The sequence below is a fragment of the Litchfieldella xinjiangensis genome (assembly GCF_000759345.1).
GTDB classification, from domain to species: domain Bacteria; phylum Pseudomonadota; class Gammaproteobacteria; order Pseudomonadales; family Halomonadaceae; genus Litchfieldella_A; species Litchfieldella_A xinjiangensis.
The window spans coordinates 228010-251279 of record NZ_JPZL01000002.1 but is presented as its reverse complement, the minus strand read 5'-3'; the positions used below and the strand labels follow the sequence as shown (position 1 = coordinate 251279).

The window sequence follows — 23270 nt, the reverse complement described above, 5'->3', positions numbered from 1 at the left end:
TCTTGATATTTTTGAGGTAATAAATTTTTCTGGATGAGGAATAGGCTTTCTCCATATAGCTCCACTACTGGTCAGGTCAATAAGCTTCCCAAGGACAGTACATATTATCTTGCTGAGCGATCCGAAGAAGCGGTGTCAATACCGCAGTGCGCATCATCTCGCGGAGCAACCCGACGAACCTGACGCACCCGACGAAGCGTTGGCCTGTACTGCAATAGGTGTATATGCTCTCCCCTCAAGCAAGATCGATGCGTCTGCGATGCTGCAGACCGCCTATGCAGCTACCGTTTCGGTGTTTTTCCGGTCGTTCGGTGATCGCTCCCCTTGGGAGTACTACCTAGATGCTGAGCAAGCATCAAGTTTGCTACCCTAGGTTTCGGTTATGGTTCGGTTTGCCGAAAGAGCTTGAGGGCTGACTCATAGATTCCTTGCGTTTCTTCGAGTTATTGATGCTGTTTCAAGGTTTTACCCTCACTTCATCTGCAACCGTCGCCTGGCACAGATCGGCTTGAAGGAACAGTTCCCCGGCGCGCAGAACCCGTTCCCGTGGATGAGCGAAATCATCGACCTGCGCAAGGAGAAGAACTTCTTCGAGACGCGCGTCACCGAATACCAAGTCGGCGGTGCGCTGAGCTGGGATTGATCGAAATCCCTATCGCCCCCGCTCGCATGGGCCATGCCGTTTGGCATGGCCCATTCTCATGTCGCGAGGGCAGCTCAGGTCTCTCCCGCGTTCGCCAAAGTCACGGGCTGACGCTAGCCTCAATTTCATACCTCCCAGTCGAAGGAATACCACATGCAGCTCGGTATCATCGGTCTCGGCCGCATGGGCGGAAATATCGCCCGTCGCCTGATTCGCAACGGCCACGACGTAGTGGCACACGACCAGAGTGAAGACAGCACCAACGCCCTGGCCCAGGATGGCGCCAAGGGCGCCGACAGTCTCGAGGCTCTGGTCGGAGAATTGACGAAGCCCTGTGCCGTATGGGTCATGCTGCCCGCCGGTGAGCCGACCGAGACGACGATCCAGGCGCTCGGTGAGCTGCTCGAGGCCGATGACATCATCATCGATGGCGGCAATACCTTCTACAAGGACGATATTCGTCGTGCCGAGTCCCTGCAGGCCAAGGGAATTCACTATGTCGACGTGGGCACGTCCGGCGGCGTGTGGGGGCTCGAGCGCGGTTATTGCATGATGATCGGTGCCGAGAACAGCGTCTTCGAACGCCTCGACCCGCTCTTCGATAGCCTGGCCCCCGGGTATGGCGATATCGAGCGCACCCAAGGACGCAACGCACCCGATGACCGTGCCGAGCGCGGCTATATCCACGCAGGACCGGTCGGTGCCGGCCATTTCGTCAAGATGATTCACAACGGCATCGAATACGGCCTGATGCAGGCCTACGCCGAAGGCTTCGACATCATGAAGAACAAATCGTCTTCCGACCTGCCCGAGGCGGAGCGTTTTGATCTCAACCTGGCCGACATTGCCGAAGTCTGGCGCCGCGGCAGCGTGGTTTCGTCATGGCTGCTCGACCTGACCGCCCAGGCCCTGGCCGGCGATGCTCGGCTGGACAAGTTCACCGGGGCGGTGGCCGACAGCGGCGAAGGACGCTGGACCATCGACGCCGCGGTCGAACAGGGCGTACCCACGCCCGTGCTAGCCAGTGCCCTGTTCGCCCGCTTCCGTTCACGCCAGGAAAATACCTATGGCGAACGCCTGCTGTCGGCGATGCGCTTCGGCTTCGGCGGCCACGTCGAGCCACCCAAGTAGTATCTCAGGCGGGGTGTGCCGAAGAGAGCGCCTAGAGCACGGCCGTCATGCCGCCATCGACATAGATGATCTGGCCGTTCACGTAGTTCGATGCCGGTGAAGCGAGATACACCACCGTCCCGACCAGATCCTCGGGGGTGCCCCAACGCCGCGAGGGCGTGCGCTTTTTGACCCAGCCATCGAAGTCCGGGTCGTCGCGTAGCGCCTGGGTCATTTCGGTGGCCATGTAGCCGGGGCCGATGGCGTTGGCCTGGATGCCATGCTCGGCCCATTCCGCCGCCATCGATTGCGTCAATAGGCGAACCCCGCCCTTGGCGGCGGTGTAGGCAGCCACAGTGGGGCGTGCCAGCGTGCTCATCAACGAGCCGATATTGACGATCTTGCCCCCCTCGCCGCGCTCGACCATGCGGCGCGCCACCTGCCGCCCAAGCAGGAAGGCACTGGTCAGATTGGTGTCGATCACGGTCTGCCACTGTTCGCGCTCGAGTTCCAGCATCGGCCGGCGCAATTGAATCCCGGCATTATTGACCAGGATATCGATACGCGTTCCTTCGGCCTGCAAACGATCCAGGGCCTCCTCGATACCCACCTCATCGGTGACGTCGAAGGCAACGGTTTGTACGGTATGGCCCTGGCGCGAGAGGGTTTCGCGGGCCGCGGCCAGCTTGTCCTGATTTCGACCGTGCAGCACAACGCTGGCGCCCGCTTCAGCCAAGCCCTGAGCCATGGCCAGGCCAAGGCCCCCGGAAGAGCCAGTGACCAGGGCCGTGCGGCCGGTAAGATCGAAAATCGACATAAGTGTGCTCTTATCCTGGTGATTGGTGTGATGGGACGCGTCAGTCATCCGCACCAGACATGGGCGTCTCGGGGAACCGTGGCGGAAACGCCCGCATGTAGGCATGACATGCCCGCAGGATCCGGACGTCGTCGTACTTGCCCCCGGCCAGCTGAAAACCGACCGGCAGGCCTGCAGCGGTGAATCCACAGGGGACCGACGCCGCGGGTTGTTGGCTCAGGTTGAAGGGGTAGGAAAACGGTGCCCACTCCTCCCAGTCGATCATGCCGCTTCCGGGAGGGACCTGCTCATTGATTACGAAGGGCTCGATGGGCACCGTCGGTGTCATCAACAGATGATAATGCTGGTTGAATTGCTCGAGCTGCTCGGTCAGGGTGGCGCGCTCGGCCTGGGCCCGAAACAGATCGGCAGCACTCCAGTCTTCTGCGTAGCGGGCATTGGCCACCATGCCCGGGTCGAGCTTCTCGCGCGTGGCTTCGTCGCACTGCTGCCAAAGATCGAGTGAGGCGGTGAACCAGACGCGCTTGAAGGTCTCGACCGGCGATGTGAAGCCCGGATCGATCTCGACTATTTCTGCACCCAGCGTTTCCAGACGCTCGGCCGCCTCTCGCACGCGGGCCGCCACGCCGGGGTCGACCTCGGCATATCCCAGGTCGGGCGAGAAGGCGATACGCAACCCGTTCAGGCCGTGATCCAGATCCGCCCCCCAGTCCTCGGGCTGGCCGCGGATGGCATAGGGATCATGGTAGTCGTAGCGCCCTATCACATTGAGCATTCTGACGGCATCGTCGACGGTACGCGTGATGGGACCGATATGGGACAGGGTCGGCTCATGCGAAGGGGGCCACTGCGGAACCCAGCCAAAGCTGGGCTTGAAGCCGAATACGCCGCTGAATGCAGCCGGGATGCGGATCGAACCGCCGGAATCACCGCCCTGGTGCAACACGCCCATGTTGAGCGCTGCAGCTACCGCAGCACCGCCAGATGATCCCCCTGGGGTGAGTCGAGTATCCCATGGGTTGCGCGTGGCACCGAAGACGCGATTGTCGGTCACTGCCTTCCAGCCGAACTCGGGCGTATTGGTCTTGCCGAGCAGCACCGCCCCCGCTTCGCGCAGCATCCTGACCAAGGGGGCATCGACCTGGCAGGGCGTCTGGACGACCGATAACGAGCCTTGGCTTGAGGGCATGCCGGCCACATCAGTCAGATCCTTGAGCGAAACAGGCACGCCATCGATGGGACTGAGCGCCTCACCTCGCTGCCAGCGACGGGTCGACTCCCGGGCCTCCTTGAGCGCCAGGGCATGCGCCACATGAACGTAGGCATTGACCGCACCGTTGAAACGGTCGATACGTGACAGCGCTGCGCGCGTGGCCTCCTCCGGCGATGCCTGCCCCGAGGAAAAGCACGCCACCAGCTGTGCCGCGTTCATGCCGCCTAGATCCGTCTCGCTCACGTCGTCCTCCCTGCAATAAGCCTCATTGCGACTGCCGGCGTCGTTCGTATCGCCCGTAACGCTTGGCAAACGGGGCGGCGGTGATGCCATGGGCAACGATCGAGGCGACCACCGCCAGGCTGCCCGCATGCCAGATCACGTCGTCTCCCGTGCGCTCCGCCGCCATGACAGCATAGAACAAGGCCGACACCCCGATGGGACCGAACCAGCCCATGACCAGGGAAATTCCCCGACCCCTGACCGGAGGCAGCATGGGGCGAAGCATGAGGATCACCGGCAGTCGGCGCAACAGTAGCACCAGCACGATCAACCCCAGCCCCGGCCAGCCAAAGGCCATCCACTCCCGCCATGGCGCCATCAAACCAAATAGCACGAAGACAGGCAGCGTGATGAAGATGTTCATGGCCTCCTGTACGTTGTCGGCTTCACTGCGTTCCTTGCCGCCCACGACCTGGTCGAAGGCCAACCCGGCGGCGAAGACCGCCAAAATGCTGTCGGTACCGAGCAGCTTGCCGACGCCCAACACCAGGACGGTCAACGCCAGCGTAAGCGATAGAAAGGACGGTTGATCGAGATAACCCCGGTCTTCGGACCAGTTCAGGCCTCGTCCAGCGAGCCAGCCAAGCAAGGCGCCGATACCGATGGCGCCCCCCACTTCCCATGCCCAGACCTTGACCAGCCACTCCGTCCAGGCCTGTGTAACGGGCATAGTCATCAACAGAATCGGCAGCAGCACCAGTGGGTAGGCGAGACCATCGTTGGCGCCGGACTCGGTGGACAGCAAATGGCGAAAGCTGCCGGGGAGATTGTCCTTGGCCAACCCCCCGGTGACGATGGACGAGGCCAGCACCGGGTCGGTGGCGCAGATGCAAGCTCCGATCAGCAAGGCAGTCAGCAAGGGGATGCCCAGTACCCAGTGGGTGAGCCAGCCGCTGATCAGGAACATGGCCGGCATGCCAATGGCCAGCAACACCACGACCGAACGCCAGTGCGCCATGGGATAACGGGGCGGCAGACGCAGGGCGATGCCCATCAGACTGATTCCCAGCGTCAAGCGAGCCGTCTCCTCGAGCAGGAGCCGGGCATCGCCCCAGTAAGACGGATCCAGCAGCCCTACCCCTTGTGGGCCGAGAACCGTGCCCACGGCAAAGGCCAGCATGGGGGGTGACACCCATGATCGGTCGAGCGGCTGCGACAGTAGCCCGACCAGCAGCACAATCCCCCCCACGAGAGCCAGAGCAAGATTGAGTTCCGTCATCCATGACTCCTTGGCATTTTTCGATATCCACAGGGTAGAAGCCGAGCGGGAAGTACGCACAAACCGCATCATTGCCGGTTTGAGGCATACGGCCTCTGGGTTCTACGCTTGAGAGCAAGGGCAGAAGTTTCAGTTGCGACGACCCTTTCATCCGAGAACGGAAGACAAGGAGGACGCGAGATGATTGAACGTTACAAGATTTCAACCTTGGCATTGGCCGTGGCAACCACCATGGCATTCACCCAAGCCCACGCCCAGGAGCAGAGCGATAGCTCAGCCTCCAAGTCAGACGTGAAGCCGATCAGCGAATGGAACTATGACGAGATCTACGAACGCGGCGGCTTCCTCGCCAACCGCTTGATGGGTATCGATGCCATCGGTGAAAGCGACGAGGATATTGGCAACATCGTCAATGCGGTGCTCGACGAACAGAATCAGATCGTGGCGCTTATCGCCGAAGTCGGCGGGCTGTGGGGCATCGGCGGGACGCATGTCATCGTGCCTTGGGATCAGGCCGAACTGATCGATGAAGGCGTACGTATTCCGGTCAACGAGGACAACGTCGACGACTACGATCTCTATGGCGAGAACTCAGCCCTGACAAAAGAGGATCTGCAGGACCGCGGTGCTGTCGAGCCGGGAGCCGAGACAGGCGACCGTACCTGGAAACTGAGCGAGCTGATCAACGATTACGCCAGCATAGAAAGCGGTGCCGGCTATGGTTACGTCGACAATGTCGTATTCTCCGAAGAGGGCGAGTTGATGGCCGTCATTGTCATGCCTTCCGGCGGCGCCTTCACTCGGGGAGCCACGGCTTATCCGTTTCATGGCTTCCAGTTCGGCTGGCATCCGGGCATGACCTCGTATGAGCTGCCCTATACAGAAGAAGACGTCTCGCAGATGACCACTTTCGATTATCAGGAATTCGATGGTCGCTGGGACGACAGCTGATCGCCCGCTGACAGGACGTATCGAGTAACCTCAAGGGCCGGCTTTTGAGCCGGCCCTTGCCTTGAAATCGTATGGCCATTCATCCGCTCAACAGTCGATCAGGGCGGCTTCGAGAGAGAGGCCGGGGCCGAAGCCCATCACCACGCAAGGGCCTTCAATCGTGTCCCGGCGCAACCGTTCAAGAATGAACAGCACGGTAGGCGATGACATATTGCCGTGTTCGGCCAATACCTGACTGGAGGCTTCGGTCGCCGAGTCAGGTAGCGACAACGCCTCACGGGCGGCCCGCAGGATATCCGGCCCACCAGGGTGAATCGCCCAGTGGCGAATATCGGCAATCGTCAGGTCGTGGCTTGCCAACCACTGTTCGGTCCACTGGTGAAGCGAAGACCGGATCTGTCGCGGCACCTCGCTGGAGAGCGTCATTTCAAAGCCGTGATCGCCGATCCGCCAGGTCATGGCCTCGCCGGTACCTTCAGACAGGTGACTCTGGGTATCGACTAGCCGCCACTCACGAGCCTGCTCCCCCGCGGGACCTATGACCGTCGCTGCCGCCCCGTCAGCGAACAGGCCATTGGCCAGGACCTTCTGGGTATCGAACCCATACTGGAAATGCAGGCTGCAAAGCTCGACACAGCACACCAGAACGCGTGCACGAGGATGATCCTGAGCCAGCCCGCTGGCCGCGCGCAAGCCATTGAGGGCGCCATGACAGCCCATGAACCCCAGGCTCAGGCGCCCGAGATCCCGCGGCAGGCCGAGACGCTGGATTAGCGCTGCGTCCAGGCCCGGCGCGACCATGCCGGTGCACGACACGGTCACCAGGTGGGTAATCTCATCCACCGCAGTCCCCGCCTCCTCGAGCGCCCGGCGGCAAGCCGACTCGCCGAGCCCGATGGCCTCTGCCTCGTAACGGGCCAAGCGCATTGCCGTGCCCGGCCCGCGGTCCTCCGCGGTGGTGGCGGGGGGATAGAAAGCCTCGAAGCCTGCCATGGGGGAATTCGATGCCGGCATCTCGCCCAGCAGGACACTGCCACGCTGTTGAATCCCGGTATGTCGATAAAGGCGACGAATCCAGGCGCGTTGGCGTGATGTGTTGGCACAGCGGTCCTGAGCCAGCGCTATAGCCGTCTCCTGATCAAGGCTAGCCGGAGGCGCGGCCACCCCCAAGCCCAAAAGATGAATATGGCGTGGGCTCATGGGACTCCCTTGGGTGATTGGAGCGTCGATGTAGTAGGGTAAGGACGGTTCAGCCAGCGAATCGCAGGCTGGGTGATGCCCGGCATCGCTGCAATGACGGGCAGCATGGCCGACACCAGCCGCGGACGGCGCAGCAGACGGGTAACGACAAGACAGCCCCGCTGTCGGGCGCTCAATAACTGCGAGTGGCGCTGTGTCCAGTGCGCCACATGATCGTGTCGCCATGTCTCGATGGCGTCGAGTGCCAGCGGCTCCAACGCTGCCACGCTCGCCAGCGCCCAGCTCATGCCTTCCCCGGTAAAAGGCTCGACATACCCTGCAGCGTCGCCAAGCACAAGCACCCCCTCTGCACCCAGGTGGGAGCGCTGCCGGGTCAACCGCGGGGTACCTTGCCACTGCGCCTCGTTCAAGCCCTCCCAGACGGGGAACTGCGCCTGCCTCAGCACCGCCGCCACGGCCGCTGCCGGACTGCCCTGCTGTTTTACCCAGCGTGGATCCAGCGCTGCCCCCACGTTGATCCGTCCTTCTTCCACCCTGACCAGCCCGACATAACCATGGGGGCCACACGCCATGTGAATGGTGCCCGGGCAGTAGGGCTCCGGTGCATCGTCCAGTGTGGCTCCCAGTCCAATGTGGGCAGTGCTATCGACATGCAGATCATTGGGCACGGCCTCACGCAGCAACCGGCTGCCCAGGCCGTCACAGGCCAATACCAGGCGCGCCGAAACGATAGTATCAATGGCGTTTCCACTTAGCCGTACACGGCGGACCGGATCGCCCCGTTCGGCTGTTTCCAGGATAGCTTGGGTCGAGGGTAAAAAAACGGCGCCCTCGGCCTGCGCCCGGGCCACCAGACGTTCATCGAGTTCTCGGCGGCTCAATGCACGACCCAAGGGCAGTGTCAGCTCGGCCCCGCGCACGCCGCAGCCCAGAGCCAGGCGCGAGTACTCAGGTGAATCAGCAGCGATATCCCCCAGGCCAAGCGCGTCGAGTTGATGCAGGGCGGCGGCATTGAGGCAGCCACCACAGGCTTTATCCCGAGGCCAGCGGGATTTCTCGATCAGCAACACACGCAATCCGTGCCGGGCCAGACGAAAGGCACTGACCGCCCCCGCCACACCCGCACCCACCACCACGGCGTCCCAGTCCTGAGCCTGCAGAGCGACGGGTTGGCCAGGCGTGCTCATGTATCGTGCCTCAGGCGTCCTGACGCCGTGGCATTGCGTGACCAGGTCAAACGAAAGCGACTGGGCCAGTGCGTCTCGAAATGGGCCCCCTGGAGCCCCGCTTCACTGGCCAATGTGCGCGCCTCGGGCAAGGTCAGTGCGGCACGCACCGATTTCAGGCCATCTTCATGGACCACGGGCGAGGCCGATAGCAAGCGTGTGCCAAGGTACGCCAGGCCATAGCCGACCCGGGTTCGCAACAGGTCACTGACGACCAGGTGATCGGTCTGACGCGACAGCGTTCTCAACAAGCTCACGATATCCCGTGCTTCGAGGTGATGCAGGAAAAGCGTCGAGGTCACGATGTCGTAGGATTCCGGCAACGTCTCGGTGAGGGCATCCCACTGAAAGAAGCGCACTGACACACCCGCCCGCTCGGCCTGCTGCTGTGCGTAGGCCAGTGCCGTCGGGCTGATATCGCAAGCTGCCACATCCAGTTCCATGCCCTCTTGCCTGGCCCGTCGTGCCAGGTCGATAGCGACATCCCCACCCCCGGTGGCAATGTCGAGAAGGCTCAGGCGGCGATACTGCCGGCGCTCGGCAATGGCACGAATGGAAGGCCACAAGGCCGCCGTCGTACGGCTCGCGACGTTGATACGCCGCAAACCACGCAGGGCTGTGCGGTGCTGTCTGGCATCGATCGCAGGATCGTCCATCAGCTCATCGGTGAGCCGACGATGCGAGAGCGACGTGAACATATCCATATGACCGTCGTTGAGAGAGAAAGCGTCCGTTCTGGTTTCACTATCGTCAGGAGATACGGTCCGGTCAAGCTGACGCCAGCCGCCGCCAAGCGCTGAAATAACCTGAGCCGGTGGCACAACCGGGCTTGAACCCGAGCCGGGAGAGGCATAACGTTAAGGCTGGCACGAGGTAATCGGGAGGGGATTCATCGTATGGCCAAGTCAAAGAGTGTCATCAAGCGTGTCTACGTTCCCACGCATGTGCGCGATCTACCCAATGGGGAAAAGGTCACGGTACCCGGCCACTACAAGGCGCCTGCGCAATCAGGCTTATCTGAGTAGCCAGCGGGCCTACCCGAGTAGCCAGGCGCGCCAACAATGATTCGAAGCCCCACCCAGCGAGGTGGGGCTTTTGTATTTAATTACACACATCTGGCTACATTTCATTTCCTGATCATCCCGCTTATGCTACGCCTGCTCGATTGACCCCATTTACTGCCTGAACTAGCGTAAAAAATGCCTTACGAGGTTTCTTTTACCACGTCATTTAACAGGACTTCCTGAATCAAGGGTTGTCGGAGATACCGAAAGGAGAAACCCATGAAGAAGCCCATTACTCTTACGCTAGGTTCATTGATTCTACCGGCCATGCTGGCGGGAGCCGCTATTGCCAATGAGGATAAATCCGGCGAGCAAGGCGGCGATGCTTTCATGACCAATCAGCCAAACAATGCCGTCAATGCCGAAACCCTTATCGGTAGCAACGTCGAAACGCAATCCGGTGACAACGAGAACATCGGTACCATCAGCGATCTGGTGCTGAACGAGCAAGGCCAGGCGCAGGCGGTCGTGGTCGGCGTCGGTGGCTTCCTGGGGATAGGCCAGAAGGATGTTGCCCTCTCCTGGGATTCGGTCGAACTCACTCAGGAAGGTGAAAACGGCAGCTATACCGTACGCTCCGATGTGGATCGTGAACGGTTGGAAAACGCGCCAGAATACGAGACCAACCAGGCCAATTGATCGTATTTCACTTATCGTGAGAATAAAAAGGGCGAGCTAAAAAGCTCGCCCTTTTTTGGTTTCCGCTTCCCTATAAGGGTTTCAATCTAGCCTTTGGGTCCGAATATCAACCATATGATCAGGCCGACCAGCGGAAAGATCAGCAGTACGAGAATCCAGAGAACCTTCGCCAGGCCTCCGGCCGGACTCTTGACGACCTTGACGATGGCCCAGATAAGGATAATCAGCCAAATCAGACTCAGCAGACCACCTACTTCGATACCCATATCGCATACTCCTTTGCCGTTGTGTAAAGCATCCTGTCGTCAGGATAGAAGCGCTTGGTTTAAAACGAAACCGCTTGATTGCCGTCACGAGCCGTTATCTAGCCAACACGAGATGGTAGAGACTACCGCTTTCAACTAGCGTTAGAGCACATCCGAACGGACTCCAAGGATCCACCATGCTTCATCGTCTATGCTGGACTTCGGTACTGACCGGTCTTGTCCTGCTCGCCGGCTGTAGCCTGCCGCGCACCCCCCAGGTCGACATGATGCCCTATCCGGACCCACCGACTGCCGAGTATGCACCCGCCCTATGGAGCCTTGAGGGGCTGGAGGGTCAGCCACGTCTTGCCGCCTACGAGGATCTGCTTCCCCCTGAAAGCAGTCTGGACCCGGGAACCACGGCCTGGCATGAAGCGCCGCACCCGACCCCCGTCTCGCTCTCTTCGATCGGCCAGCGCTACGCTTCGCCTGGGGCGTTGCTCGTGGCGAGCCTGGAGGCGCTGTCACTGATGGATTCATTGGGACAGGACCACTGGGAACAGACCCAGCGGATATGGCAGGAAGAGGATCGTGCCATCGGCATCATCATGCTCTGGGGCTATCAGGACGATGCCGTTCGCGGCCGTGACTACCGCCTGTGGATGCGCGAGGATCGCCGCGGCTGGTTCATCGAGAGTCTCGAGACTCGTTACCATTGTGGGCGAGGCGTCCAGGTGGATGGCACCTGCCTCTAGCATCCCAGCGCTTTCCAGAATCTCGTTGCGCCCCTTTCCACCACCGGAGGCACCGCTTGGCCGTCGACTTTCTCTATAACGCTCTGATCTTCCTCATAGCCGCGGTGCTGATCGTGCCGCTGGTCAAGTGGTCTGGGCTTGGCGAGGTGCTCGGTTACCTGCTTGCCGGCGTGCTGATCGGCCCCTCCATGCTGGGCCTGGTCGGCGATGCCGAGGCCGTGCTGCAATTTTCCCAGGTCGGGATCGTGTTCCTGCTGTTCGTGATCGGCCTGGAGCTCAAGCCCCGCCGGCTGAAATTGATGCGCAAGGCTGTCTTCGGTTTCGGCAGCCTCCAGTTGCTGATCACCACTACCCTGCTGGCCTTGGGCGGCTGGTGGCTGGGGTTGGCCCCGTCCACGGCCTTGGTGGTGGGGTTCAGCCTGGGGCTATGTTCTACCCCCCTGGTGTTGCAACTGCTCGGCGAGCGCAAGGAACTCCAGACCCGGCATGGGCGCAACGCCTTTGCCCTGTTGCTGTTTCAGGACATGGCAGCGATCCCGGTGTTGGCCATGCTGCCTATCCTTGCCGGGGACTCGCTACTGGAAAATGGCCTTCTTCCCCTGGTTCGCGAGTTATTGCTTACCATTGGCGCCTTCCTCGGATTGATCGTGGGCGGGCGGTACCTGCTGCGTCCGCTGTACCGCATCGTGGCGAGTACCCGCAGCCGAGAGGTTTTCGCCGGGACTACCCTGCTGGTGGTCATCGGCTCCGCCCTGCTGATGAATCAGGCGGGATTGTCGATGGCCATGGGCGCCTTCATTGCCGGCGTACTGCTCGCCGACTCGGAATATCGTCACAATATCGAGGCGGACATCGAGCCTTACCGTGGCCTGTTGCTGGGTCTGTTCTTCATGGCGGTGGGCATGACCGCCGAACTCGACCTGCTCGTTGAACGTCCCCAGACGATACTGGCCGTGACCCTGGCGCTATTGGCGGTGAAAGGCGCGAGCATGGTCCTGGCCTCGCGCCTCTACGGTAACAGCTGGCAAGAGTCGGCCAACCTGGGGGTTCTGCTCTCTCAGGGCGGTGAGTTCGGTTTCGTGGTTCTGACGGCAGCAGGCGCCGTTGCCCTGATCGGCGATGAGATGCTGAGTCTGCTGGTACTGGCCATTTCGTTATCCATGGCCACCACACCCGCCCTGTTCATGGCTCACGTCAAATGGGTGCGCCCCTGGTTCGTCCCCTCCTCCCGGCCGAAAGATCGCGACTTCGATCATCCTGTCGATGATTCGCCTCAGATCATCATTGCCGGCTTTGGCCGCTTTGGACAGATCATGGGCCGTGCACTCCAAGGGCTTGAGATCCCCTATACCATCCTCGACTTCAATGCCGACCAGGTAGATTTCGTACGGCGTTACGGCAACAAGGTCTATTTCGGCGACGCCGCCCGTATCGACCTGCTGAGTGCCGCCGGGGCCGGCCAAGCCCGGGTGTTGGTAGTGGCCGTGGGCGACCCCGAGGCCTCGATGCGCATCGTCAATCAGGTCAAGCGGCAATTCCCCCATCTGCGCATCCTGGCCCGCGCGCGCAATCGCTACCACGCGCACCTGCTGATGCGTGCCGGCGTGACCCACATGGTCAGGGAACTGCTTCCGGCCAGCCTGGAAATGACCCGCGATGCGCTGCGGACGCTGGGTATCCCCGACGACAAGGCGCAGCACACCGTCGATACCTTTCGCGCCCATGATGAAGAGGTCTTGCTGAGACAGCTCGAGGTCTTTGGTAACGAGAAGAAGATGATCCAGACCGTGCAGGAAGCGGCACAGGAACTGGAAACCTTGTACGAAACGGACAAGGAAGTGGCCACGCGCGTCCCACACGGTAAAAAAACTCGCAAGGAGGACCGTTAGACGATAACCGACGGCCTACCTGCCGTGACGCTAGGAATCCCGCCACCAGCGTGGCAGCAAGACCTGAACGTCGGTCCGGGCGAAGCGGTCGTCGATCAATACGACGACCCCCCGATCATCGGGGCTACGGATCACGCGCCCTGCCGCTTGCACCACCTTGGTCAGGCCGGGGAGATGATAGGTGTAATCGTATCCGCGTCCGAAACGTGCCTGCATACGCTGCCTGAGCTGCTCGTTGACCGCATCGAAGGGAGGCATGCCGAGCGTGGCGACGAACGCGCCGATCAGGCGGTCGCCGGGGAGATCGATGCCTTCGGCAAAGGCCCCCCCCAGCACGGCGAAGCCGATGCCGCAGCCCCCGGGAACGAAGCCATCGATGAAGGCCTGGCGCGCCGCCTCCTGCATGCCGCGTCGCTGTGTCCAGACCGGCACATCGGGGTGGGCCTCGGTAAAGTGGCTGACCACCGCGTCGAGATAGGCGAAGCTGCTGAAGAAAGCGAGATAATTGCCGGGACGGCATCGATACTGCTCGGCCAGCGTGGCCACGATCGGTGCTATCGAGCGCTCGCGATCTCGAAAGCGTGTCGAGATCCCCTGGGCGAGGCGTACCTCGAGCTGGTGTGCCGCAAACGGTGAATCGACTTCGAGCCACGGTGCCTCACAGGGCAAGCCCAACAGGTCGCGATAGTACTCGGCCGGCCCCAGCGTGGCCGAGAACAGCACGGCCGCGTGCGTAGCTGCCAACCGCGGCGCCAGGAAATCGGCGGGAACCACGTTGCGCAAGGTCAGTACCGCCCGGCCGCGGGCATGGCGTGTCACGTCGCAGATCGAATGGCCGCCGAAGCGCTCCGCCAGTCGGCAAACATGCAAGGCCTCGAACAGAAAATCGGTGAGCCCCGCCACGTCGCCGGCAGGCTGCTCGGCGAGGTAATCGGTAATCGTGGAGGCCGCCTGTTGCAAGGCCATCAGCAAGCGCTGAGGAAGGGCAGCCAGTACCTGGTAGTCGTCAGGCTCGGCGGTCTCCCCTGAGGCGTTGGCCGCTTCCTTGAGCATTTCATTCCAGCGTCGCGCCACACGGCCCAACGGCTTGGCGATCACCGATGGGGCGTGGCGTCGCAGGGCGTTGACGCGCTGCTGCTCCAGCGTGGCGCTATACATGCCCCGCGCACGCTCCACCAGGTTATGGGCCTCGTCGACCAGCACCCCTACCCGCCAGCCGTTGACCTGGCTCAAGGCGAACAACATGGCATTCATATCGAAGTAGTGATTGACGTCGCCGACGACCAGATCGCTCCAGCGTGCCAGCTCCTGCCCCAGGTAATACGGGCAGATATCGTGGGCCAGCGCCACCTCGCGCAGGGCGGCCTGATCGAGGACCCCGCCCCGATCGACGGCGGCCTGGCGTGCCGCCGGCAGCCGGTCATAGAAGCCACGTGCCAATGGACAGGCCTCGCCATGGCACGCCGTCCCCGGGTGCTCGCACGCCCTGTCGCGAGCGATCAACTCGAGCACCCGCAGCGGCAGCCCTTGCTCCCCTTCGCCATGTCCCAATTTCTCGGCGGCCTCGAGCGCCAGTCGCCGCCCGGTGGTTTTCATGGTCAGGAAGAACACCCGGTCGAGTGCATGGCGCGGCATGGCAACGAGCATCGGGAACAGGGTGCCCAGCGTCTTGCCGATGCCGGTCGGGGCCTGGATCATCAGATGGCGTTGCGTGCTGACCGCCTTGTAGACAGCTTCCGACAATGGCCGCTGGCCATGACGAAAATCGGCGAAAGGAAAGCGCAATGAGTGGAGTGCCGCATCCCGCGCCTGTCGGTGAGCGGCTTCCTGCTCGGCCCAGGCCAGGAAGCGCTCGCACTGACGCGTAAAGAACGTCTCGAGCTGCAGCGCGGTCGCCGACTCGGTCAGGCGTGTCTCGCGGCCCGTGGCGATATCCAGGTAGACCAGGGCCAGGGTGACGCTGTCGAGCCCGCGCTCACGACACAAAAGCGCACCGTAGACACGTACCTGAGCCCAGTGCAGTGCGCGCTGGTTATCGCCCATGCGTTCCAGGCTGCCGCGGTGGGTCTTGACCTCCTCCAGGCACTGGCGCCGCGGATCGTACCCGTCGGCGCGCCCGCTCACCCGCAACAGGCCGTAGTCGCCGCTCAGTGCCACCTCGGTTTCATAGCCTTCGGCACCGGCCTCGGCTCGCCGCCGCTCGGCAATCAACGTATGGCCGGCGATACCTTCCTGGGCGCTGGGCGACGGAGTGAAGCGATGGTCGAGGTCGCCTTCACGGGCGGTGAACTCGCACAGGGCACGTACGGCAATCCGGTAGGTCACGTAGCGGCCTGCGGTTCCCGGCGGTCCTGCCACTGAACATAACAGACCGCCACCGGCATGCCGTGCTGGGTGAAATGCGCCAGCCAGCGGCGTTGGTTGTCCTGCAGGCGATCCCCCGGCCCCTTCACCTCGATCAATCGGTAACGCTGCTGATCGGGCCACAGCTGGATCAGGTCAGGCAGCCCGGCACGGTTGGCCTTGATGTCGTCGAGCAAACGCAGGAAGCAGGCCTTGAGGTCAGCCGCGGGCAGGCACGCGAGCGCCTGTTCCAGCAGCGTTTCGTCGAGAACCCCCCAATGCACGAAGGGCGAAGCCAGGCCGTACTTGGCTTGCCACGTCTCGCGAATGGTTGCCTGATAACGTCCGTCGTCGAGTTCGGCAAGACATGCCGTGAACAACTCGCGCCGGCGGCTGACGAAATCCTCGCGACCTAGATCCGCAGGCGCGCCATGAAAGGGATGGAAGAAAGCGCCGGGCAACGGCGCGAAGATTGCGCGCCAGCAAAGCAGGCCGAACAATCCGCCGAGCAGCGTATTCTCGACATAGCGCACCGGGGCGTCATCGGTGGACAGATGCTCGCACACCGCCCCTTCGACACTGCCGCCGACAGGCTGGGGCAGCGTCAGGTCGATGCGCTCTATACGCGGGGCGGGCGCCGTCGGAGGGGGCATGATTCCCAGGCGCTTGCACACGCGGGGCATCAACCGGGTGAGTGCCTGGCGTTCAGCCTCATTGGCGGGGGCCTCGTAGGCGGCCCTGACCAGAGGATAGGCCGCATCGAACGCTCCCTGACGCTCAAGCAGGCGCAGGTAGCGCACCCGCGCCTCGGGATGCAGGCACGCCGGGTAGATCGCCTCCGCCATCTCGTTATCGCCCTGCCGCTCGGCTTCCCTCGCCAGCCGGTAGAGCAACTTGCCCCGGCGTGTCGCCAGCCAGGCATTGTCAGGGGGGGTCGTCGGCACCTCGGCCCAGAGCGCACGCAACGGCTCACCAGCCTCGAAGCGCTCGCGCAGGCGATGCAGATGCAGGTAGGCATCCACTTCATCCCGCGCCTGGAAGGCCCGCGACTCGGGCAGGAACCCGACCTGTTCGAAGCGTTGCAGGCCAAGCTCGGTGAGCACGAACTCGGCCCAGTCCTGGCGAAGATTGCCAAAGAACATCAGCCGCAGCCGGTCGCAGGTCTCCATCAGCCGAACATCGACGACACGATCCGGCACTGCGGGCCACCACTGGGCGTAACCACGCGGGGCGAGCTCTTCGGGGGCCAAGGCCTCGAACAGCACCGCCTTGCCCTGCTTGGGCGATATCCCGAGTGCAGCGATCTCGTCACTCAGGGCCTGGATCATCTCGGCCTTGGTCAGCACACCAAACAGGTCGGCCAGGTCGAGCTCGGGATCGGCATCCACCCAACCCAGCGCGACCAGCGGCGCCAGGGCCGCCTCGGGTTCGCCAATCTCGGCATAGCGCAGCTTGGCGGTACGGAACCGGGTTCCCTTGCGCATGACCATGCGGACCAACAACGCCTGCGCGGGCTGAGGCAAGGCCTCGAAGGTAGAGACGAAATGGTGCTCCCCCGCATCGAGCAGATCGGGGTAGCGTTCGACGACCCATGCCAATACGAAACGAAAGTTCGTCAGGTAGTAGAGAGGGTCGTCGAGGGAGGCCGTTACCGGCAGGCGTTGCGGGGCACTGTGCATTTATCCATGGTAGCAAGCGGCCCCGCCACGCGCCTAGCGTTCGATGTGCGGCGCGATGCCTCACTTCATCGCGGCAACCGGCTCGTGCATGCGAAACGGTGAAATCTTCCAGCCCTGGCAGGTCGGTTCGATCAGCACCGGTTCGGCATTGGCAATACGCTCACCATAAGGTGTCCCGTAGATCTGTGTATGAATCACGCGGAACACACCGGAATGGGCGATGATCAACGGTAGGTCGGCCTCGCAGATCAATTGATTGAGCGTACCCAGCACCCGTGACTGGAACGCGTCCCAGCTTTCCCCGCCCGGTGGGGTTGCCTCATAGGCTGGCTGACGGCTCAAGGGAATGCCTTCGCACTCGCCCCAGTCGCGTTCGTTCAACCCGCCCAGGGAGACGAACTCCCGCCCGGGCAATGCCAGCTCGGCGGTACGCCGGGCACGCGCCAGGCGGCTAGTGACGATCAGGGGCCAGTCTTCGTGTTCCAGGTGGATCGAGGCGGCTCGCGCCTGCTCTTCGCCCAACGGCGTCAAGGGGGAATCGGTGCTGCCTCCGAGCCGGCCCTCACGGTTGAGTGACGTTTCGCCGTGGCGCATGAAGACGAACGGACGATGATGTAACGACATGCGTGATTTCCATATCAGGGTTCGAATAGAGTCGTTCGCCTAGCAACGATAGCCATGCATCCTGCGGCTGGAGCGAGGTGAACAGTGGCACCACCCGAGTGGCCGAGAGCCGATCGGCCAGCGTGATCAGGTCACGGGCACGCGGATGTACATTCCAGCGTAGCCAATAGGCCCGCCCCTGTGCCACTTCGGTGTGATTTTGTTTCGACAGGTAACCGGTGTGCACGACCATGCGTGTCGAATCGCTCCCCGTTTCCTTGACGGCATCCGCAACGAGATGAATCTGCGCACCGGGATCCCAGTCACCTACCGAGAGGCTGGCAAGCGCATGATGCATGCCGGGCCGCAGCCAATCGAGCGATGCCGAGAGCACCTGACGCCAGGCAGCCTGGCAGGACGCATCCAGCGTCCAGCTACGCGACGCCCCGGTATCGCGCTGTGCCAGCCACAGCGCAATCTCCAATGCGCGGCCCGAGGGAGGGACCGGAAGCAGTAACGGCTGTTCCAGCCACTCGGCCAGGGCCTGACGACAGTCGGACTGATCCCGATCGTAGAGCCCGTAGGACGCATCGAGCAGCGCCACGCCGGCTGGCGGCGGGATATCGAAGGGAAACAGCAGCGATTCGAGACTGAAGTCACCGCTGTAGAAAATTCCGGGGCCGATATCGAGATGCAGCCACACCCCACCGAGCGAATGCCCGGCCAGACCGGTGGTGATATCGATACCGGCAATACGCGTTCGACCGCGCGCCGGTAGCTCATGCCAGGCCCGCCCGGGCGGTAGTGCCGCTGCGACAGTACGCGTGCAATACAGGGGAATCGCATCATCGAGCCAGCGCACCCCATCGATGTGATCCACATGATCGTGGGTGATGACGATGGCATCCACATCGAGGCCGTAATGCCAGTCGCAAGGGGCGTCGCTTTCCAGCGCACCGCCGGCGTCCAGCAGCAGGCGTGAGCCCGCATGCTCGACCCGGACCGCTGCCGGGGCCTTGCCACCGAAACCACTGAGAACGCGCAAGCGTGTCGTCATGCCTCCGGCTCCAGCGACCAGCCTTGCTGAAGTACGAGACGGACTTCTCGCCCTATCGGCAAGGCCTCATGGTGATAGGCAAAAAGCCGCTGGCCGCTATTCAGGCAGAGCCACAGCTCATAGCGTTCTCCCCGGAAGATGCAGTTCTCGACACGGGCCGGCAGCCCGGTGCTTCCCAGCCGAACCTGCTCCGGCCGCACCAGGACGGGCGTGTCCCACTCGCATTCGTGATGCATGGCCAGGGACATCAATTCGGCCCCGGGAATGGCTCGCCCGGGCGTGACGTCCGGCAGGCGCAGGATGCTGCCCTGGCCGATGAAGCGGGCGACCCATTCATTACGCGGTCGACGATACAACGTTTCGGGCGTGGCCCATTGGGCCAATCGACCCGATTTCATCACGGCGATCCGGTCGGCCAGTGACATCGCCTCCGATTGGTCGTGGGTGACGTAGACCATCGTGGCGCCCGTACGCCGGTGAAATTCCCGGAAGGTCTCCTCCATCGAGGCGCGTAGATGGCGATCGAGGTTGGCCAGCGGCTCGTCGAGCAGAACTACCTCGGGCTCCGTGACCAGACAACGGGCGAGCGCAACACGTTGGCGTTGGCCCCCGCTCAAGGCCTGGGGCATGCGTTCGGCTAGCGAGGCGAGTTGCACGGTCTCCAGCGCCTGTCCGACCCGACGACGATACTCATCGCCCTTGATGTGACGCATCTTGAGCGTATAGCCGACGTTGTCTGCCACGCTCATGTGCGGCCACAACGCATAGGACTGGAAGACCATGCCCATGCGGCGCTGTTCGGGGGGGAGATGCAGCGACGCATGGGCCAGGCTGCGCCCATTGAGGCTCACCTGCCCGCTGCTGAGCGTCTCGAACCCCGCCAGCAGGCGTAAGGTCGTGGTCTTGCCACAGCCACTCGGCCCCAGCAGGGCCACGAACTCACCGGGCTCGATTTCAAGCGACAGCTCATCCACCACCGGCGTGGATTCGAAGCGCTTGACGAGGGAATCCAACACTAGTGCCGCCATGGAATGACTCCTCGAGGCAGACGCGACGCCAACAGATTGAGCCCCAGCATCAGGGCGGCCACCATGACAACGACCAGCACTGCGACCGCCGAGGCCAGGACCTTGTCGCCGCTCTGGTCGAGATTGAAGATCAGCACACCCAGGGTCTCGTTACCGGCACTCCATAACAGCGCCGAGACGGTGAGCTCATTGACTGCGATCAAGAACACCAGCAGACCGCCGGCGAAGACGGCCGGTGCAATCAGCGGCAGCACGATGTCGACGAGCCTACGCAAGGGACCGGCGCCGGCGAGCTGAGCGGCCTCTTCTAGCGAGCCGTCGAGCTGCCCCAGGCTGCTGCTCACCGGCTTGAGGCAGACGGTCAGAAACCGGGCCAGGTAGGCAATGAAGATGATGCCCAGCGTGCCATAGAGCGCCACATCGATCACCGGAAGCGGCCGAACGAACAAGAGGATGCAGGCGATTGCCAGCACCACGCCGGGCAAGGCATAGGGAATCTCGATGACGCTCGTCAGCCACAACCGCAAGCGGGGCGACAGGCGTTGCATGTAGTAGGCCAACAGGACGCTAAGCATCATCAGCACAAGGGCCGCACCGCCGGCCAGCCACAGGCTGTTGTGGAAGGCTCGCAGGGTCACGCCCTGCCGCCCGAGCATTTCGCCGTAGGCAGAGAGGGTCAGCGTCTCCAGGGTCAGCGGCACACCCAGCGCAGGGACCAGCGAGCCCACCACCAGCGCCGCCAACGGCGCCAGCAGGATCAACGCCAGGATCGTACCCAGGCCCGCCTCGAGCATCCAACGCCTCGACCCCAGGATAAAGTCGTGAGGACGGCCGCTCTGGCCCAGCAAGGCGAATCGGCTACGCTCCAGCAGGCGTTGCTGGATCGCCACGCCGATCAATGCCAGCCCTCCGATCAGCAGCGACAGGCTCGCCACTTCACTGAGCACGCTATGCCCGAAGCCTGCCATGCGCTGATAGATCAGCGTCGGCAGCACGTAGTACGACGCGGGGATGCCGAGCATGGCCGGAATGCCGAAATTGCCCAGCCCCGAGACGAAGGCAATGGCGCCGCCAGCGATCAACCCGCTGCGAGTGACCGGCAATATGATATCGCGCCACACCTGCCACTGCCCTGCGCCATTGATACGGGCTGCCTCGACCAGCTCGCGTGGCAGGCTGAGGAGACTGGTTCGCAGCGCCAGAAAGACCAGGGGGGCATGCTGAATGCCCAGCAGCAAGGCGATGCCGTTGGCCGAGTACAGCGGTTGAGGGCTACCCAGCGGTGGCGCCAGTCCCAGCGAATTGAGCAAGGGGCTCGCCGGCCCGAACAGCTGCAGCCAGCTCAATGCAGTGACCTGGGGCGGAATCATCATCGGCAGCATGAAGCAGAACACCAGACTCTGCTTGGCACGGATATCGGTCAGGGTAATGGCGAACGCGAACAAGCTGCCGAACAGGAGGGAAATCAGCGTTCCCAGGCCGGCGGTGTATAGGCTGTGCCAGGCCGCTCGCCAGGTCGCCGCGTCACGCAGGACACGCCATAGCGACGACTCCGCGTTGAGCGGCTGGCTGAACGCTTCGACTACGAGGCGCAGGCTGGGCGCCAGGCTCAATGACGCGATGGCCAGCAGCAACAGCCAAGGCAGCCAGCGAAGCTGGGTGCCCATGGGAACGGTGAGCTGCATGCTCAGCCTCCGAACAGCTCGGCAAAGCGCTGTTTGTGGGCTTCGGCCTGCTCCAACGCGCTCTGCGCATCGAGCGGCAGCACGTGAATCTCTTCACGCGGCGGGAAGCCTTCGGGGCTGTCCACATCGTTGCGGCCGGGCAGGTATCCCTGGGACAGCACCAGCTCCTGGCCTTCACGCGACAGCACGAAATCCACGAACTTGCGTGCCGCTTCCGGATGCGCCGCTTCCTTCATGATCGCCACCGGTTCGGTGACGGCGGACACGCCCTCTTCGGGGAACACGAACTTCACCGGAGCCCCCTTGGCAGCCTCGCGGATCGGCAGGAAATCGACGATCACGCCATAGGCCTTGTTGCCCGAGGCCACGTCATTGAGCACACCGCCGTTGCCACCCTGAGCGGTGACACCGTTCTCGGCCAGCGCCTCGTAATAATCCCAGCCCAGTTCAGGGGCGTCGGTCAGCGTGGCCAGGTGGATCAACGCCGCGCCGGAGTAGAGTGGGCTGGGCATGGTCACCTGCCCCTCGTAGGCGGGCTGGGTCAGGTCCTGCCAGCGTTCGGGCTGTTCGGCGGCGCGGGTGTTGTAGACGATACCGGTCGTGATCCGCTTGGTACCGTAGTAGTAGCCCTCGGGGTCGTACATGCCTTCGTCGAAGGCCTCGCGTTCTTCGCTCTCGTAAGCGGCGAGATGATCGTCACGCTTGAGGGATTCCATGGTGACGCTGTCGGCGATCAACAGCACGTCGGGGCGAACCACGCCGGATGAGAGCTCGGCCTGAAGCCGGGCCATAAGCTGAGTGGTACCGTCACGCACCCATTCCACCTCGATCTCGGGGTAGGCGGCCTGGAAAGCATCCACGGTCTGCTGGGCGTCGGTGTTGGGCTGACTGGTGTAGAGCACCAGCGTGTCGTCCGCCAGGGCAAGCAACGGCAGACCCAGCAGGGCCATCATCGCGACGCTGGCGGGGCGAGTGAATCGGTACATGGTCGATCTCCAGTCCAAGGGGCTGGCAACGACCTTAGGGAGCCTTCCTTACAATCGCGTGATGGATTGTTGACCGAATGATGTCAGCGCCGGAGGGTGTCAAGACACGCCTTGACGATCTCGTCGGGACCCAGGCGAATATCGATCGAACAGGCTTCACGGTTATCGGGCGGCTCGAGCTGCTCGAACTGGTTCCTGAGCATCGCGGCACCGGCAAAGTAGTGATCCCGACGGCTCTCGAGGCGTGGCAGGATGGTGTCGTAATCACCGTGAAGGTAAAGGAACTGCAAGTCAGGATTGCCGTCACGAAGGAAATCGCGATAACGCCGCTTGAGTGCCGAGCACCCCAGCACCAGCGCAGGCTCCGAGCGAACCAGGTTCGCCAGCGTGGCCAGCCAGTCGGCACGGTCATCATCGTTGAGGGGGACGCCATTGGCCATCTTGCGCACGTTGGCTTCACTATGGAAGCTGTCGGCGTCGTGGAAGGGAATTTGAAGCACTTCCGCGAGGCGCGCTCCAATCAAGCTCTTGCCACAACCTGAAACCCCCATCAGCAGGATCTTGGGTTTGGTCATGTCTACCTCGTGTTATCGCTTTACGGGGCATCGCCGTGGCCAATCGACGCGCGATATTACC

At 62.6% G+C, this 23270-nt stretch carries 21 protein-coding genes and 1 pseudogene; 7 read left to right on the top strand and 15 right to left on the bottom strand.

Annotation, left to right across the window (positions count from 1 at the left end; all coding sequences use genetic code 11):
• Positions 1-466: 466 nt before the first annotated feature.
• Together JH15_RS18060 and gnd are read left to right on the top strand one after the other, a co-directional pair.
• Positions 467-643 (top strand): annotated as a pseudogene (locus JH15_RS18060) (ribonucleotide-diphosphate reductase subunit beta); the annotation flags it as partial.
• A 153-nt stretch (positions 644-796) separates the two neighbouring features.
• On the top strand, positions 797-1774 hold the full coding sequence (gene gnd / locus JH15_RS08685; protein ID WP_043529462.1) for a phosphogluconate dehydrogenase (NAD(+)-dependent, decarboxylating): 978 nt from the start codon (positions 797-799) through the stop codon (positions 1772-1774).
• A 31-nt stretch (positions 1775-1805) separates the two neighbouring features.
• Here gnd and JH15_RS08680 read toward each other — a convergent pair whose 3' ends face one another.
• Genes JH15_RS08680 through JH15_RS08670 form a run of 3 tightly spaced genes read right to left on the bottom strand, consistent with a single transcriptional unit; the run spans position 1806 to position 5284 of the window.
• Positions 1806-2570 carry an SDR family oxidoreductase gene (locus JH15_RS08680; protein WP_043529460.1) on the bottom strand — a complete coding sequence of 255 codons (765 nt, stop codon included), beginning with the start codon at positions 2568-2570 and terminating at the stop codon, positions 1806-1808.
• Between the two features lie 40 nt (positions 2571-2610).
• Complete coding sequence (locus tag JH15_RS08675) at positions 2611-4026, bottom strand: amidase (RefSeq protein WP_081948952.1); 1416 nt, start codon at positions 4024-4026, stop codon at positions 2611-2613.
• 22 nt (positions 4027-4048) lie between these two features.
• The gene (locus JH15_RS08670; protein WP_043529458.1) at positions 4049-5284 is read right to left on the bottom strand and encodes a cation:proton antiporter domain-containing protein; all 1236 of its coding nucleotides are present in this window, start codon (positions 5282-5284) and stop codon (positions 4049-4051) included.
• A gap of 180 nt (positions 5285-5464) precedes the next feature.
• Here JH15_RS08670 and JH15_RS17485 point away from each other — a divergent pair, with 180 nt between their 5' ends.
• On the top strand, positions 5465-6235 hold the full coding sequence (locus JH15_RS17485; RefSeq protein WP_052383984.1) for a PRC-barrel domain-containing protein: 771 nt from the start codon (positions 5465-5467) through the stop codon (positions 6233-6235).
• Between the two features lie 87 nt (positions 6236-6322).
• Here the strand turns inward: JH15_RS17485 and JH15_RS08660 are convergent, their stop codons facing one another.
• From JH15_RS08660 to JH15_RS08650, 3 genes are read right to left on the bottom strand one after another with little or no spacing between them, the layout of a single operon-like run.
• Positions 6323-7435 (bottom strand): type III polyketide synthase, encoded by a 1113-nt coding sequence (locus tag JH15_RS08660; RefSeq protein ID WP_043529457.1) that lies wholly within the window; start codon positions 7433-7435, stop codon positions 6323-6325.
• Entirely contained in the window at positions 7432-8622 is a 1191-nt protein-coding gene (locus tag JH15_RS08655; protein WP_052383983.1) for an NAD(P)/FAD-dependent oxidoreductase, read from the bottom strand. Before JH15_RS08655 ends, JH15_RS08660 begins: the two co-directional genes overlap by 4 nt.
• Positions 8619-9365, bottom strand: coding sequence for a methyltransferase domain-containing protein (locus JH15_RS08650; protein ID WP_052383982.1), 747 nt, complete (start codon positions 9363-9365; stop codon positions 8619-8621). The genes JH15_RS08655 and JH15_RS08650 overlap by 4 nt, the downstream gene beginning before the upstream one ends.
• 192 nt (positions 9366-9557) lie before the next feature.
• On the opposite strand from JH15_RS08650, the gene JH15_RS18460 reads away from it, so the two are divergent.
• Positions 9558-9686: a hypothetical protein gene (locus JH15_RS18460; protein WP_269319787.1), complete on the top strand. Its 129-nt coding sequence runs from the start codon at positions 9558-9560 to the stop codon at positions 9684-9686.
• 258 nt (positions 9687-9944) lie between these two features.
• Entirely contained in the window at positions 9945-10364 is a 420-nt protein-coding gene (locus JH15_RS08645) for a PRC-barrel domain-containing protein (protein WP_043529455.1), read from the top strand.
• An 86-nt stretch (positions 10365-10450) separates the two neighbouring features.
• Here JH15_RS08645 and JH15_RS08640 read toward each other — a convergent pair whose 3' ends face one another.
• Positions 10451-10630 (bottom strand): PLDc N-terminal domain-containing protein, encoded by a 180-nt coding sequence (locus tag JH15_RS08640; RefSeq protein WP_043529453.1) that lies wholly within the window; start codon positions 10628-10630, stop codon positions 10451-10453.
• Between the two features lie 176 nt (positions 10631-10806).
• Here JH15_RS08640 and JH15_RS08635 point away from each other — a divergent pair, with 176 nt between their 5' ends.
• Positions 10807-11364 (top strand): hypothetical protein, encoded by a 558-nt coding sequence (locus tag JH15_RS08635; RefSeq protein WP_043529451.1) that lies wholly within the window; start codon positions 10807-10809, stop codon positions 11362-11364.
• Between the two features lie 56 nt (positions 11365-11420).
• Complete coding sequence (locus JH15_RS08630; protein WP_043529449.1) at positions 11421-13253, top strand: monovalent cation:proton antiporter-2 (CPA2) family protein; 1833 nt, start codon at positions 11421-11423, stop codon at positions 13251-13253.
• A gap of 30 nt (positions 13254-13283) precedes the next feature.
• On the opposite strand, the gene JH15_RS08625 is transcribed toward JH15_RS08630, so the two are convergent.
• From JH15_RS08625 to JH15_RS08590, 8 genes are all read right to left on the bottom strand, one after another.
• Positions 13284-15578, bottom strand: a complete 2295-nt coding sequence (locus JH15_RS08625) for an ATP-dependent DNA helicase (protein WP_043529446.1) — start codon at positions 15576-15578, stop codon at positions 13284-13286.
• Positions 15575-17275: a VRR-NUC domain-containing protein gene (locus JH15_RS08620; protein WP_043529444.1), complete on the bottom strand. Its 1701-nt coding sequence runs from the start codon at positions 17273-17275 to the stop codon at positions 15575-15577. Before JH15_RS08620 ends, JH15_RS08625 begins: the two co-directional genes overlap by 4 nt.
• 60 nt (positions 17276-17335) lie before the next feature.
• Positions 17336-17899, bottom strand: a complete 564-nt coding sequence (locus JH15_RS08615) for a histidine phosphatase family protein (RefSeq protein WP_043529442.1) — start codon at positions 17897-17899, stop codon at positions 17336-17338.
• Positions 17838-18935, bottom strand: coding sequence for an MBL fold metallo-hydrolase (locus tag JH15_RS08610; protein WP_043529440.1), 1098 nt, complete (start codon positions 18933-18935; stop codon positions 17838-17840). The genes JH15_RS08615 and JH15_RS08610 overlap by 62 nt, the downstream gene beginning before the upstream one ends.
• Positions 18932-19963, bottom strand: coding sequence for an ABC transporter ATP-binding protein (locus JH15_RS08605; protein WP_043529438.1), 1032 nt, complete (start codon positions 19961-19963; stop codon positions 18932-18934). Before JH15_RS08605 ends, JH15_RS08610 begins: the two co-directional genes overlap by 4 nt.
• On the bottom strand, positions 19951-21648 hold the full coding sequence (locus tag JH15_RS08600) for an ABC transporter permease (RefSeq protein WP_043529436.1): 1698 nt from the start codon (positions 21646-21648) through the stop codon (positions 19951-19953). The genes JH15_RS08605 and JH15_RS08600 overlap by 13 nt, the downstream gene beginning before the upstream one ends.
• Positions 21649-21650: 2 nt before the next feature.
• A complete protein-coding gene (locus tag JH15_RS08595) occupies positions 21651-22634 on the bottom strand; it encodes an ABC transporter substrate-binding protein (RefSeq protein ID WP_043529434.1) in 984 nt (327 codons plus the stop codon).
• 83 nt (positions 22635-22717) lie between these two features.
• Positions 22718-23209 (bottom strand): gluconokinase, encoded by a 492-nt coding sequence (locus JH15_RS08590; protein WP_043529432.1) that lies wholly within the window; start codon positions 23207-23209, stop codon positions 22718-22720.
• Positions 23210-23270: the final 61 nt, after the last annotated feature.